The organism is Ramlibacter montanisoli (assembly GCF_013087525.1).
Taxonomy (GTDB): Bacteria; Pseudomonadota; Gammaproteobacteria; order Burkholderiales; family Burkholderiaceae_C; genus Ramlibacter; species Ramlibacter montanisoli.
Genome location: NZ_JABFCS010000002.1, coordinates 1 through 12,018, shown reverse-complemented (window position 1 = coordinate 12,018; position 12,018 = coordinate 1). Strand labels below are relative to the sequence as shown.

Genomic DNA, 12,018 nt, shown 5'->3' with positions numbered 1-12,018 from the left:
CCCGGGATTTTACGGGGCGGGCATCTGCCGCGCCGCCTCGACGCATTCGTGCAGCACCTTGGCATCGCCCAGGTGGTTGGCCAGCAGCAGGATCAGGCGGGCGTTGAGCAGGGCGGACTGGCGCTCGTCGAGGCCCTGGTGGGCGTCCAGCAGCTGTTCGTAGAAGCTGTCCGCGTCCTGCTGGTTCAGGATGGTCTTCATTCGGATTCCTCCAGGCGGGCGCCCAGTGCCAGTCCCACCGCGTGCACCAGCGAGGCATCGATGCTCTCGCCGGTGGCGGCCACGTAGCCGTCCGGCCGCACCAGGGCCCAGGCATGGCCGAACACGTGGCAGGCGCCCTGCAGGTGGCCCTTGGGGTCGCGCAGGTGTTCGCGCGCGCCGGGACGCTCGGTCGGGCCGAGCACCTGCACGCAGCGGATCGGCGCCGTCTCGGCCAGGCCACGCAGCCGCTCCAGGGATGCGGGCGCGGTCGCGCCGAACACCAGCACCAGCAGGCGGCCGTCGCACCAGCGCAGCAGGTCGTTGACCCTGCCTTGCGAGCCATCCGGCCAGTCGAAGGCCACGTTCTGCACCGACTGCCCGCCCGAGCGGTCGCAGGCACTGGTGCGCGTGTAGGGGTTGGCCACCGCCATGCGCCCGGTATTGACGAACTGGCGGGCGAACACGTGCTGCCGCGCCAGGCCCAGCGCCGCGTCGCGGAACAGCTTCTCCACCGCGGTGGCCGGGCGCAGGAAGCGCGCGGTGCGGTTGGTCACCATCACGTTCTGTTGCGCGGCCTCGTGCCTTTCCTCGTGGTAGCTCTCCAGCAGCGCCGGGGCCGCGCGGCCCTTGAGCACCGCGGCCAGCTTCCAGGCCAGATTGTCGGCATCGGCGATGCCGGTGTTGCCCCCGCGCGCGCCGAAGGGGCTGACCACCTTGGCGGAGTCGCCCATGAAGAACACGCGGCCGTGGCGCATGCGGTCGACGCATTCGCTGCGGTAGGCATAGGGCCCGACCCACACGATCTCGACGCCGGCGTCGGGACCGAACTGGCGCGTGAGGCGTTCGCGCACGACTTCCTCGCGGCTCACTTCCGCGGGGTCGGCATCCGGCGCCATCTGGTAGTCGATGCGCCAGACGTTGTCGCCCATCAGGTGCTGCCACACGGCGCGGTTGTCATTGAAGGGCGCCTCGATCCAGGTATGCCGCTCCACCGGCGGGTGCTTGCGGAAGCGCACGTCGGCGATGCACCAGCGGTCGTCGCCCTTCTTCGCCGTCACCGAGGCGCCCACCCACTGGCGGAAGGGACTGTGGCTGCCGGTGGCGTCGAGCACGTAGTCGGCGCGCAGCTGGTATTCGCCGGCCGGCGTGGCCACCGTCAGCAAGGCGCCTTCGCCGTCCTGCCGGAAGGCGGTCACGCGGTTCTTCCAGCGCAGCTCCACGTTGCCGAGCTCGTAGATGCGCTCGACCAGGTAGCCCTCGATGTAGAACTGCTGGATGTTGATGAAGGGTGGCTGCGTCGACAGGTTGAAGGCGCTCTGCTGCTTCAGGTCGAAGGAATACACCTCGTCCTTGCCGGCGAAGGTGCGGCCCACGCTCCACTGGATGCCCTTGGCGGCGATGCGCTCGTACACGCCCAGGCGCTCGAAGATCTCCAGCGACTTCTGCGTGTAGCAGATGCCGCGCGAGGATGCGCCCTTGACGCCGACGGTGTTGTCCTCGTCCAGCAGCACGGCCTGGATGCCGTACTGGGCGAGGGCGCAGGCCGCGGTCAGCCCGGTGATGCCGCCGCCGACGATGACGACCGGATGGTGGCTGGGCTCGCCGGCCGCGATCTCCGGAGGCTCCCGGAAGGGATATTCCGGCAGCTCGTAGCCCGTGCCCTGGGTGAACTCGTAGCCGTTGCCGAAGCCGGTCTCCTTGTAGCTCTCCGCCATCGTCGCTGTCCTCCTGCCTTGGCCTATTTCTTCACGAACTCGGGCCTGTCATTCTGCTGCGGCTTCAGCGGCGCCGCCACCTTTCCTTCGGCGCGCTCCTTGCGCCACTGTTCCTTGCGCGCGGTCCAGTCGTTCAGGCGCGCGTGCGCGGTCTTGCTCTCCTGCAGCATCTGGAACTCGTCCGCCAGCTGCGCCGTGAGTTCCAGGCGGATGCCGTTGGGGTCGAAGAAGTAGATGCTGTGGAAGATGTGGTGGTCGGTGATGCCGAGCACCTCGATCCCGTGCGCTTCCAGCCGCGCCTTCATGTCCTTCAGCGCCTGGATGTCGTCCACGCGGAAGGAGACGTGGTTCACCCACTTGGGCGTGTTCGGGGAGGGCTCGCAGGCCTGGTCGTCGCCGAGGTCGAAGAAGGCGATGAACGAGCCGTCCTGCAGCCGGAAGAAGAAATGCGTGTACGGGCAGTACTCGCCGGTGCTCGGCACGTAGTCGCTCTGGATGATGTGGTACAGCGGCAGGCCGAGGATGTCCTCGTAGAAATGCCGGGTCTCCTCGGCATCCCGCGCCCGGTAGGCGTAGTGGTGCAGCTGCTGGATCGGCGCGGGCGCGGGCAGGGCGCCCGGGCTCTTGAGGACGGCGGCCATCGTGTCTCCTGTCGTTTACCAATGCGTAATGCGTTTACTGTACCGTAATGCCGGGGGCGAGTCGACCCGGCGGCGGGCGCTCTTTGAGATCGGTTATCAACTGGACCTTGTTCATAGCCATGCTGCATGGAGTGCATTGAGCCTGGCTATTAGACGCCGCCGCCGGGCCTCACTACGCTTGCAGCGTCTCCGGCGCCGCCGGGGCGCGACGCTTTGTCTTCATTCACCTCGAAGGAGAACCCCATGGCCGCATTGAAAGGCTCCAAGACGGAAGAGAACCTGAAGGCCGCCTTTGCCGGCGAGTCCCAGGCCAACCGCCGTTACCTGTACTTCGCAAACAAGGCGGACGTCGAAGGCCAGAACGACGTGGCGGCGCTGTTCCGCTCCACGGCCGAAGGCGAGACGGGCCACGCGCACGGCCACCTGGAATGGCTGGAGCAGGTGGGCGACCCGGCCACTGGCCTGCCGATCGGCAGCACGCGCAACAACCTGAAGGCCGCCGTGGCCGGTGAAACCCACGAGTACACCGACATGTACCCGGGCATGGCCAAGACGGCACGCCAGGAAGGCTTCGACGAGATCGCCGACTGGTTCGAGACGCTGGCCAAGGCGGAGCGCTCGCACGCGAACCGCTACACCAAGGCCCTGAACGAACTGGCCGACTGAACCCGGTCTCCTCACTTCCTCCCTCCCCCTCCGGGGAGGGCTGGGGTGGGGGCGCGCGCGGCGTGCTCCAATTCCAGCCCTTACAACAACGCGAAGTACCACCCATGGCCGTCCGCGAAGGCAGTCTCGAGGCGCCCACGCGCCACCCCATCGACTGGAAATCCCCGGGTACTACGACGAAGGCGCGACCTTCAAGAAGCTCGAGCGCATCTTCGACATCTGCCACGGCTGCCGCCGCTGCGTCGCCCTGTGCGGCGCCTTCCCAACGCTGTTCGACCTGGTCGACGAGGGCAAGAGCGGCGAGGTGGACGGGGTCGAGAAGAAGGACTACTGGAAGGTCGTCGACCAGTGCTACCTGTGCGACCTCTGCTACATGACCAAGTGCCCTTACGTTCCGCCGCACGAGTGGAACGTGGACTTCCCGCACACCATGCTGCGCGCCAAGGCCATCAAGTTCAAGAACGGCGGCGTGGACTTCGGCTCGAAGTTCCTGTCGTCCACGGACGTCCACGGCAAGTTCGCCGGCATCCCGATCGTGGTGCAGGCGGCCAACGCGGTGAACCAGACCAGGCCGATGCGGGCGCTGATGGAAAGCACCCTGCACGTGGACCGCAACGCCTGGCTGCCCTCGCTGGCTACACGCAAGTTCCGCAGCGCGGCGCCCAAGGCCGCCGACCTGCCGGTGAAGAACGGCGAGCGCACGCCGGGCAAGGTCGCGATCTACGCCACCTGCTACATCAACTACAACGAGCCCGGCATCGGCCTGGACCTGCTGAAGGTCCTTGCGCACAACGACGTGCCCTACGTGCTGGTGGAGAAGGAGCAGTGCTGCGGCATGCCCAAGCTCGAACTCGGCGACCTGGATTCGGTGGACGCGAGCAAGCGCGCGAACATCCCGGTGCTGGCGAAGTACGCGCGCGAGGGCTACGCCATCCTCTCCGCCGTGCCCAGCTGCACGCTGATGTTCAAGCAGGAGATCCCGCTGATGTACCCCGACGACGCCGAGGTGCAGGCCGTCAAGGAGGCGATGTGGGATCCCTTCGAGTACCTGGGCGCGCGCCGCCGCGACGGGCTGCTCAAGACGGAGTTTCCCAAGCCGCTGGGCAAGGTGAGCTACCACGTCCCCTGCCACACGCGCGTGCAGAACATCGGCCGCAAGACCGAGGAGCTGCTGAAGATGGTGCCCGGCACCTCGGTGCACACCAACGAGCGCTGCTCCGGGCACGCCGGCACCTTCGGGGTGAAGAAGGCGTACCACGAGGTCGCGATGAAGATCGGCAAGCCGCTGTTCAAGCGGATGGCGGAGCACCCGGAGGGCGGCGCGCCCGACTACATCGCGTCCGACTGCCCGCTGGGCGGCCACCACATCCGCCAGGGCTTCGACCGCAACGGACTGGGCACGCCGCAGCTGGAGCACCCGATCACCCTGGTGCGCATGGCCTACGGACTGGAGTGAGCATGATGCAGACCACCGGCAAGATCACCGCCGACAGCCTGATGACGCTGGAGGCCTATGCGAAGTGGCGCAAGCACCACCACGCGGAGCTCGTCGCGCACCGCAAGCTGCGCGCCGTCCCGCTGGGCGAGCACGTGTCGGTGCAGTTCGAAAGCGAGCTGACCATGCGCTACCAGGTGCAGGAGATGCTGCGCATCGAGAAGATCTTCGAGGAGGAGGGCATCCAGCAGGAGATCGATGCCTATGCGCCGCTGGTGCCGGACGGCAGCAACTGGAAGGCGACGATGATGATCGAGTACCCCGACATCAACGAACGCAAGCGCGAGCTGGCGCGGCTGATCGGCGTGGAAGACCGCATGTTCGTCGAGGTGGAAGGGCACCCGCGCGTCTACGCGATCGCCGACGAGGACCTGGACCGGGAGAACGACGAGAAGACCTCGGCGGTGCACTTCCTGCGCTTCGAGCTCGCGCCGGCGATGCGGCAGGCGGTGAAGGCGGGCGCGGCGGTGAAGCTCGGGTGCGACCACACGAACTATCCGGCGCACGTGGCGATCGCGCCGGAGACGCTGGCTTCGCTGGCGGGGGATTTGAAATAGGGCTGTCGCTCAGGCCGGCGAGAACAGGTCCACCCGGTCCGTGATGATCCCGTCCGTGCCCAGCGCGATCAGCCGCTGCGCCGCCCACTCGTCGTTCACCGTGTAGCTCAGGGTGCGCAGCCCCAGGCCCTTGGCCTTGGCCACTGTCGCCGCGTCCCACAGCGCGTGGTTGCACACCACCGCCACGCACTGCAGCTGCTGCGCATGGTCCCAGCAGCCATCCCACAAGGTGTCCAGCAGCAGGCCGCGCGGCAGTTGCGGCTGGGCCTGCAGGGCCGCCTGCAGCGACTCGGGACGGAAGGACGTGAGCAGCGGCGGCAGCTCGGTGCCGCGCCAGATGCGCTCGGCGTGGTTCGCGACCACTTCGCCGGTCTTGGCTTCCAGTCCCGGCGTCGGCTTGATCTCGATGTTCAGGAAGAAGCCGTTGGCCAGGCAGTAGCGCCCGATGTTCTCGAACGTCGGCAGCGGCTCGCCCGCATGCGCGCGCGAGTGCCAGCTGCCGGCGTCGAGCCGCGCCAGCTGGTCCCAGGGCTGGTCGCCGCCGAGGCCGATGCCGTTGGTGGTGCGCTCCAAGGTCGCGTCGTGCATCAGGAAGGGGACGCCGTCCGCCGACAGCTTCACGTCGCACTCGAACATGCGGTAGCCGTTTTCCGCGCCGAGGCGGAAGGCAGCCAGCGTGTTCTCCGGCGCCAGCCTCCCCGCGCCGCGGTGCGCCACCCAGCGCGGATAGGGCCAGGCCTTCATGCCGAGATGCGCTTGCCGCTGTCCGCGTCGAACCAGTGCAGCCGGTCCTCGCGGGGCTTCACGTGGATCACCTGGTCGGGGCGGGGGAGGGCTGGCCTTCCTCGATCCGCACGATCAGCTGCTCGCCGTTGACCCGCCCGTACACCAGGCGTTCGGCACCGAGCAGTTCCACCGTCTCGGTGCGCACTTCCCAGCCGGCGTCGCCCACGTCCAGGTGCTCGGGCCGGATGCCGGTGATGGCGCCGCGGCGGCCGCCCTGCACGTCCTTCAGCAGGTTCATGGGCGGCGAGCCGATGAAGCTGGCGACGAAGGTGGAGGCCGGCCGGTGGTACACCTCCTCGGGCGTGCCGAACTGCTCCATGTTGCCGGCGTTCATCACGATCATGCGCTGCGCCAGCGTCATGGCCTCGACCTGGTCGTGCGTGACGAACAGGGAGGTGATGCCCAGCTCGCGGTGCAGCTTCTGGATTTCCAGCCGGGTCTGCGCGCGCAGCTTGGCGTCGAGGTTGGACAGCGGCTCGTCGAACAGGAAGACCTGCGGCTGGCGCACGATCGCGCGGCCCATGGCGACGCGCTGCCGCTGGCCGCCGGAGAGCTGGCGCGGCTTGCGTTCGAGCAGGTGCCCCAGTTCGAGGATGCCCGCGGCCTTGTCCACGCGCGCCTTGATCTCGGGCACCGGCACCTTGCGGATCTTCAGGCCGTAGGCCATGTTGTCGAACACGCTCATGTGCGGATAGAGCGCGTAGTTCTGGAACACCATGGCGATGTCGCGCTCGGCCGGTTCCAGCTCGTTGACCACGCGGTCGCCGATGGCGATCTCGCCGCCGCTGATCTCCTCCAGGCCGGCCACCATGCGCAGCAGCGTGGACTTGCCGCAGCCGGACGGCCCGACGATCACGATGAACTCGCGGTCGGCGATCTCCGCGTTGATGCCGTGGATCACCTGCAGGGCGCTCTTGCCCGTGCCGTATTTCTTGATGACGTTGCGCAGGGAAATGGAAGCCATCTGTGTTCTTACTTTTCGGTGTCGACGAGGCCCTTGACGAACCACTTCTGCATCAGGATCACCACCACCGCCGGCGGCAGCATGGCGAGGATGGCCGTGGCCATCACCACGTTCCACTCGATGTAGACCTCGCCGAACAGCAGGCGCTTGATGCCCATGACGATGGGGTACATCTTCTCGTCGGTGGTCACCAGCAGCGGCCACAGGTACTGGTTCCAGCCGTAGATGAACTGGATGACGAACAGGGCCGCCATCGAGGTCTTGGACAGCGGCAGAAGCACGTCCTTGAAGAAGCGCATCGGCCCCGCGCCGTCCATGCGCGCGGCCTCCACCAGTTCGTCCGGCACGGTGAGGAAGAACTGCCGGAACAGGAAGGTCGCCGTGGCGGACGCGATCAGGGGCACCGTCAGGCCCGCCATCGAGTTGAGCATGCCGAGGTTGGAGATCACCTCGTAGGTCGGCCCGATGCGCACCTCCACCGGCAGCATCAGCGTGACGAACACCATCCAGAACACGATGTTCTTGGCCGGGAAGCGGAAGTACACGATCGCGAAGGCCGACAGCAGCGAGATGGCGATCTTGCCGATGGCGATGATCAGCGCGCTGGCCAGGCTGATGCCCATCATGGGCAGGGCCGGTGCCACGGTCGCGCCCGCCTCGGTCTTGCCGCCGAAGAGCGCGAAGCGGTAGCTCTCCACGATGTTGTTCCCCGGCAGCAGCGAGATCGGGTTGCTGGAGCTGATCTGCTGCGCGGTCTGCGTGGAGCCGATGAAGGTGACGTAGATCGGGAAGAAGACGATCACCACCCCCAGGATCAGGATCAGGTGGGTGAAGAAATCGAGGATGGGGTTGCGCTGGACCATGTCAGTAGTGAACCTTCTTCTCGACGAAGCGGAACTGGATGACGGTGAGCGCGACCACGATCACCATCAGCACCACCGACTGCGCGGCCGACCCGTTGATGTCCATCGCCTTGAAGCCGTCGTAGTAGACCTTGTAGACCAGGATCGAGGTGTCCTTGCCCGGGCCGCCGTTGGTGGCCGCGTCCACGATCGCGAAGGTCTCGAAGAAGGCGTACACGACGTTGATCACCAGCAGGAAGAAGGTCGTGGGCGACAGCAGCGGCCACACGATGCTCCAGAAGCGCTTCCACGGCCCGGCGCCGTCGATGGTCGCCGCCTCGATCAGCGAATGGGGGATCGACTGCAGGCCGGCCAGGAAGAACAGGAAGTTGTACGAGATGTGCTTCCAGATCGCCGCCATCACGATCAGCGCCATCGCGTGGTTGCCGTTGAGGAGGTGGTTCCACTCGAAGCCCATCTCGATCAGCGCGTAGCGGATCGCGCCGTAGGGCGAGGCGAACATCATCAGCCACAGCACGCCGGCCACCACCGGGGCCACCGCGTACGGCCAGATCAGGAGGGTCTTGTAGATGCCGGCGGCGCGCACCACGCGGTTGGCCATCACCGCCAGCAGCAGCGAGATGGCCAGGCCCCCGACCGCCACCAGCACGGAGAAGATCGCCGTGATGCGGAAGGAGTCGAGGTAGCCCGGGTCGGTGAAGAGGCGGCGGAAGTTCTCGAGGCCGACGAACTCGCTGGTGGCGCCGAAGGCGTCTTCCTGCAGCACGCTCTGGTACAGCGCCTGGCCGGCGGGCCAGAAGAAGAACACCAGGATGATGGCCATCTGGGGCGCGATCAGCACCCACGGCAGCCATGCCGACTTGAACAGGACCCTCTTCTCCATGGCGGCGTATTGTGTATGAGTTGTGGCGTCCGTCATTCCCGCGCAGGCGGGAATCCAAGGCTTTCATCAAAAGGCCCCGCGGTGCGGGGCCTTCACAACGTTCTTGGGTCCCCGCCTGCGCGGGGATGACACTTCAGGACTTGTTGGCTTTCTGGAAGCGCTCCAGCTGCTCGTTGCCCCGCTTCACCGCGTTGTCCAGGGCTTCCTTGGCCTGCTTGTTGCCCTGCCACACGCCTTCGAGTTCCTCGTCGATGATGGTGCGGATCTGGACGAAGTTGCCCAGGCGCACGCCGCGCGACTTGTCCGTGGTCTTGCGGACCATCTGGTTCACCGAGACGTCGTAGCCCGGGTTCTGCTTGTAGAAGCCGGCCTTCTCGGTCAGATCGAACGAGGCCTTGGTCACCGGCAGGTAGCCGGTGCGCTGGTGGCTGGCCGCCGCGACTTCGGGCTTGGACAGGTAGTTCAGGAAGTGCGCCACGCCCTTGTATTCCTCGGGCTTCTTGCCGGCCATCACCCAGATGCTGGCGCCGCCGATGACGGTGTTCTGCGGCGCGCCGGGGACGTCCGGGTAGTAGGGCAGGGTGCCGATGCCGGCCGCGAACTTGCTGTTGCGCTTCACGCCGCCGGACAGCGCGGAGGAGCCGGTGATCATGGCGCATTCGCCGGACACGAAGGTCGCGTCGGCCTTGTTCTCGCGGCCCTTGTAGACGAACAGGCCGCTCTTGGCCATGTTGGCGAGGTTCTCGACGTGGCGCACGTGCAGGGGGCTGTTGAAGGCCAGGCGCGTGTCGGTGCCGCCGAAGCCGTTGTTCTTGGTCGCGTACAGCACGTTGTGCCAGGCCGAGAAGCTCTCCAGTTGCGTCCAGCTGATCCAGCTGGTGGTGAAGGGGCACTTGTGGCCCGAGGCCTTCAACTTGGCGGCGGCCAGCGCCACTTCGGGCCAGGTCTTGGGCGGGCTGTCCGGGTCCAGGCCGGCGGCCTTGAAGGCGTCCTTGTTGTAGTGGAAGACCGGCGTGGAGCTGTTGAAGGGGTAGCTGAGCATCTGCCCGTTCGGTGCCGTGTAGTAGCCGGCGACCGCGGGCACGTAGATGCTGGGGTCGAACTTCAGGCCGGCCTGGTTCATCACCTGCGCGACCGGGACGATGGCGCCCTTGGCGGCCATCATGGTCGCGGTGCCGACCTCGAAGACCTGGATCATGTGCGGCGCATTGCCGCCGCGGTAGGCGGCGATGCCGGCGGTCATGGATTCGGCGTAGCTGCCCTTGAAGGTGGGCACGACCTTGTAATCCTTCTGGCTGGCATTGAAGTCCTTGGCCAGGTCGTTCACCCATTCACCGAGCGCGCCGCCCATCGAATGCCACCACTGGATCTCGGTCTGTGCCTGGGCGGGTGCCGCGGCGAAGAAGGCAGCGGCGGCAACGGCCAGCGCGGGGAACTTGAATTTCATCTGGATCACTCCTGTTCGAATGCGTGAAGCCCGTAACTCTACGGTTTTCGTGTGACGCGGATTAGACAGGCGCCCTCCGGCAGCAACAAGCGGGTTTCCCATGACCGTCGGGGCCTGTGGCTTGCTGCACTGCGGTAACATCTCCCCTCAGCCGTGCACCTGTTGGCTGACATTGCACTGACACGATGAACGCGCCAACGACACTCGAACAACTGATGGCTGCGGTGGACGGCGACGCGCCGCGCCTGCGCGAGATCCCCTACAACTACACCTCGTTCTCGGACCGCGAGATCGTGCTCCGGGTGCTGGGCACGCGCGCGTGGGAAGTCCTGAACCGGCTGCGCGAGGAGCGCCGCACCGGCCGCTCGGCGCGCATGCTGTACGAGGTGCTGGGCGACATCTGGGTCGTGCAGCGCAATCCCTACCTGCAGGACGACCTGCTGGACAGCCCCAAGCGCCGCCGCATGCTGGTGGAAGCGCTGCACCACCGCCTCTCCGAGATCGGCAAGCGCCGCGACCCGCAGGCGGACCCGCAGCGCGACGGCCTGGTGGGCAAGCTGCTCGAGGCCGCGCAGGCCGCGGTGCACCACTTCGACCAGGCCTTCGGCGAGACCGCCGGGCTGCGCACGCACGCAGCGGCTGCTGCGCAAGTACACGGCCAGGACAACATCAAGTTCGACGGCATGTCGCGCGTCTCGCACGTGACCGATGCGACCGACTGGCGCGTCGAGTACCCCTTCGTGGTGCTCACGCCCGACACCGAAGCGGAGATGGCCGGCCTGGTGAAGGGCTGCATCGAGCCGTCGCTGCGGGTCCATCTGTTGTTCGCGGCGCTTGCCGTTCATCGGAGAGGCGGTGCAATGTCTTCCAACAGGTGCACGGCTGAGGGGTTGTGTTACCGGTCGTCCTGCAGGTAGGGATTGCGCTGACCCCGACGCCCATGCACCCCGCAGCATGCTGCCGGAGGCGGTGCGGCGCTCGTCACACGAAAACCGTAGAGTTACGCGCGCGTGCACGCATCTCGCGGTCGAGAACGAGGAGTGATCCAGATGGAATCTCGCGTTCCCGCGCTGGCCGTTGCCGCCCGCAGCCTTCAGTTGTTCGCGTTGGCGCGTTCATCGTGTCAGTGCAATGTCACAGACCTGAGATCCAGTGGTACCGCAGTGGGCGGCGCGCTCGGTGAAGATGGGTGAACGACCTGGCCAAGGACTTCAATGCCAGCCAGAAGGATTGGGTCGTGCCCACCTTCAGGCGCTTCGCCGAATCCATGACCGCCGGCATCGCCGCCTACCGCGGCGACTGTGGTGAAGCGGCGGTGGTGAAGGATGGGTAACCCGCAGTACGCCGGGCATCGCCGCGTGCGCCTCAGGTCTTCGGCGGTCGACACCCATTTCATGTTACGACCGCCAGACGCCATCCCCGATGAGCAGAAGTTCCAGCATCCATGCCGCGTCTCAGCTCCCGGCACCAGCAGGCTGGAGTGCTCAGCTACCGCAGCTGGAGATCCTCACCCAGCTGGGACGCCTTCAGGCTGCCGGCCTGAACTTGAACAGGTGGCCACCTGCTAGCCTCCCGGGCCACAGATGCCTTCACCACCAGTATCGCTGGACAGCTGGAGAGCTACTCGGCCTGGCTGCGTGCTATTACGCGACCAAACTTCGACGGCGCCTCGGCCGCGCACCTGGTAACAGCCTACGTGCTGCGTCATCGCCAGTGGCACAGAAGCGGCACGTTTCTACAGGCGCCGCGAAGGAGCCGACGCGTTTATCGCGCGATCACCGGCTCCTCCGCGCTGTCCGG

10 protein-coding genes and 3 pseudogenes are annotated in these 12,018 nt (G+C 66.6%); 5 read left to right on the top strand and 8 right to left on the bottom strand.

Annotation, left to right across the window (positions count from 1 at the left end):
* Positions 1–9: 9 nt before the first annotated feature.
* Genes HK415_RS22275 through HK415_RS22265 form a run of 3 tightly spaced genes read right to left on the bottom strand, consistent with a single transcriptional unit; the run spans position 10 to position 2,557 of the window.
* Positions 10–201, bottom strand: coding sequence for a DUF2783 domain-containing protein (locus tag HK415_RS22275; protein WP_171563609.1), 192 nt, complete (start codon positions 199–201; stop codon positions 10–12).
* Entirely contained in the window at positions 198–1,916 is a 1,719-nt protein-coding gene (locus HK415_RS22270; protein WP_171563608.1) for an FAD-dependent oxidoreductase, read from the bottom strand. Before HK415_RS22270 ends, HK415_RS22275 begins: the two co-directional genes overlap by 4 nt.
* 23 nt (positions 1,917–1,939) lie before the next feature.
* A complete protein-coding gene (locus HK415_RS22265; RefSeq protein WP_171563607.1) occupies positions 1,940–2,557 on the bottom strand; it encodes a VOC family protein in 618 nt (205 codons plus the stop codon).
* A gap of 243 nt (positions 2,558–2,800) precedes the next feature.
* On the opposite strand from HK415_RS22265, the gene HK415_RS22260 reads away from it, so the two are divergent.
* From HK415_RS22260 to HK415_RS22250, 3 genes and pseudogenes are all read left to right on the top strand, one after another.
* The gene (locus tag HK415_RS22260) at positions 2,801–3,223 is read left to right on the top strand and encodes a rubrerythrin family protein (protein ID WP_171556308.1); all 423 of its coding nucleotides are present in this window, start codon (positions 2,801–2,803) and stop codon (positions 3,221–3,223) included.
* A 104-nt stretch (positions 3,224–3,327) separates the two neighbouring features.
* Positions 3,328–4,679, top strand: a pseudogene (locus tag HK415_RS22255) ((Fe-S)-binding protein).
* Between the two features lie 5 nt (positions 4,680–4,684).
* Entirely contained in the window at positions 4,685–5,275 is a 591-nt protein-coding gene (locus HK415_RS22250) for a DUF3501 family protein (RefSeq protein WP_171563820.1), read from the top strand.
* Positions 5,276–5,284: 9 nt separating this feature from the next.
* Here HK415_RS22250 and ugpQ read toward each other — a convergent pair whose 3' ends face one another.
* From ugpQ to ugpB, 5 genes and pseudogenes are all read right to left on the bottom strand, one after another.
* Positions 5,285–6,019: a glycerophosphodiester phosphodiesterase gene (gene ugpQ / locus HK415_RS22245; protein WP_171563606.1), complete on the bottom strand. Its 735-nt coding sequence runs from the start codon at positions 6,017–6,019 to the stop codon at positions 5,285–5,287.
* Positions 6,016–7,025: pseudogene (locus tag HK415_RS22240) on the bottom strand (sn-glycerol-3-phosphate import ATP-binding protein UgpC). The gene ugpQ and the pseudogene HK415_RS22240 overlap by 4 nt, the downstream one beginning before the upstream one ends.
* 8 nt (positions 7,026–7,033) lie before the next feature.
* Positions 7,034–7,888 (bottom strand): sn-glycerol-3-phosphate ABC transporter permease UgpE, encoded by an 855-nt coding sequence (gene ugpE, locus HK415_RS22235; protein ID WP_171556310.1) that lies wholly within the window; start codon positions 7,886–7,888, stop codon positions 7,034–7,036.
* Between the two features lies 1 nt (position 7,889).
* Complete coding sequence (gene ugpA, locus HK415_RS22230; protein ID WP_171556311.1) at positions 7,890–8,771, bottom strand: sn-glycerol-3-phosphate ABC transporter permease UgpA; 882 nt, start codon at positions 8,769–8,771, stop codon at positions 7,890–7,892.
* A gap of 133 nt (positions 8,772–8,904) precedes the next feature.
* On the bottom strand, positions 8,905–10,218 hold the full coding sequence (ugpB, locus tag HK415_RS22225; RefSeq protein WP_171556312.1) for a sn-glycerol-3-phosphate ABC transporter substrate-binding protein UgpB: 1,314 nt from the start codon (positions 10,216–10,218) through the stop codon (positions 8,905–8,907).
* Positions 10,219–10,403: 185 nt separating this feature from the next.
* Between ugpB and HK415_RS22220 the strand changes: the two are divergent.
* Together HK415_RS22220 and HK415_RS22215 are read left to right on the top strand one after the other, a co-directional pair.
* Positions 10,404–11,033, top strand: a pseudogene (locus HK415_RS22220) (DUF3683 domain-containing protein); the annotation flags it as partial.
* Between the two features lie 374 nt (positions 11,034–11,407).
* Positions 11,408–11,551 carry a hypothetical protein gene (locus tag HK415_RS22215; protein ID WP_171563604.1) on the top strand — a complete coding sequence of 48 codons (144 nt, stop codon included), beginning with the start codon at positions 11,408–11,410 and terminating at the stop codon, positions 11,549–11,551.
* Positions 11,552–12,018: the final 467 nt, after the last annotated feature.

Coding starts and splice junctions, on each gene's coding strand:
- HK415_RS22275 (WP_171563609.1), bottom strand. CDS start 201: ATGAAGACCATCCTGAACCAGCAGGACGCGGACAGCTTCTACGAACAG.
- HK415_RS22270 (WP_171563608.1), bottom strand. CDS start 1,916: ATGGCGGAGAGCTACAAGGAGACCGGCTTCGGCAACGGCTACGAGTTC.
- HK415_RS22265 (WP_171563607.1), bottom strand. CDS start 2,557: ATGGCCGCCGTCCTCAAGAGCCCGGGCGCCCTGCCCGCGCCCGCGCCG.
- HK415_RS22260 (WP_171556308.1), top strand. CDS start 2,801: ATGGCCGCATTGAAAGGCTCCAAGACGGAAGAGAACCTGAAGGCCGCC.
- HK415_RS22250 (WP_171563820.1), top strand. CDS start 4,685: ATGCAGACCACCGGCAAGATCACCGCCGACAGCCTGATGACGCTGGAG.
- ugpQ (WP_171563606.1), bottom strand. CDS start 6,019: ATGAAGGCCTGGCCCTATCCGCGCTGGGTGGCGCACCGCGGCGCGGGG.
- ugpE (WP_171556310.1), bottom strand. CDS start 7,888: ATGGTCCAGCGCAACCCCATCCTCGATTTCTTCACCCACCTGATCCTG.
- ugpA (WP_171556311.1), bottom strand. CDS start 8,771: ATGGAGAAGAGGGTCCTGTTCAAGTCGGCATGGCTGCCGTGGGTGCTG.
- ugpB (WP_171556312.1), bottom strand. CDS start 10,218: ATGAAATTCAAGTTCCCCGCGCTGGCCGTTGCCGCCGCTGCCTTCTTC.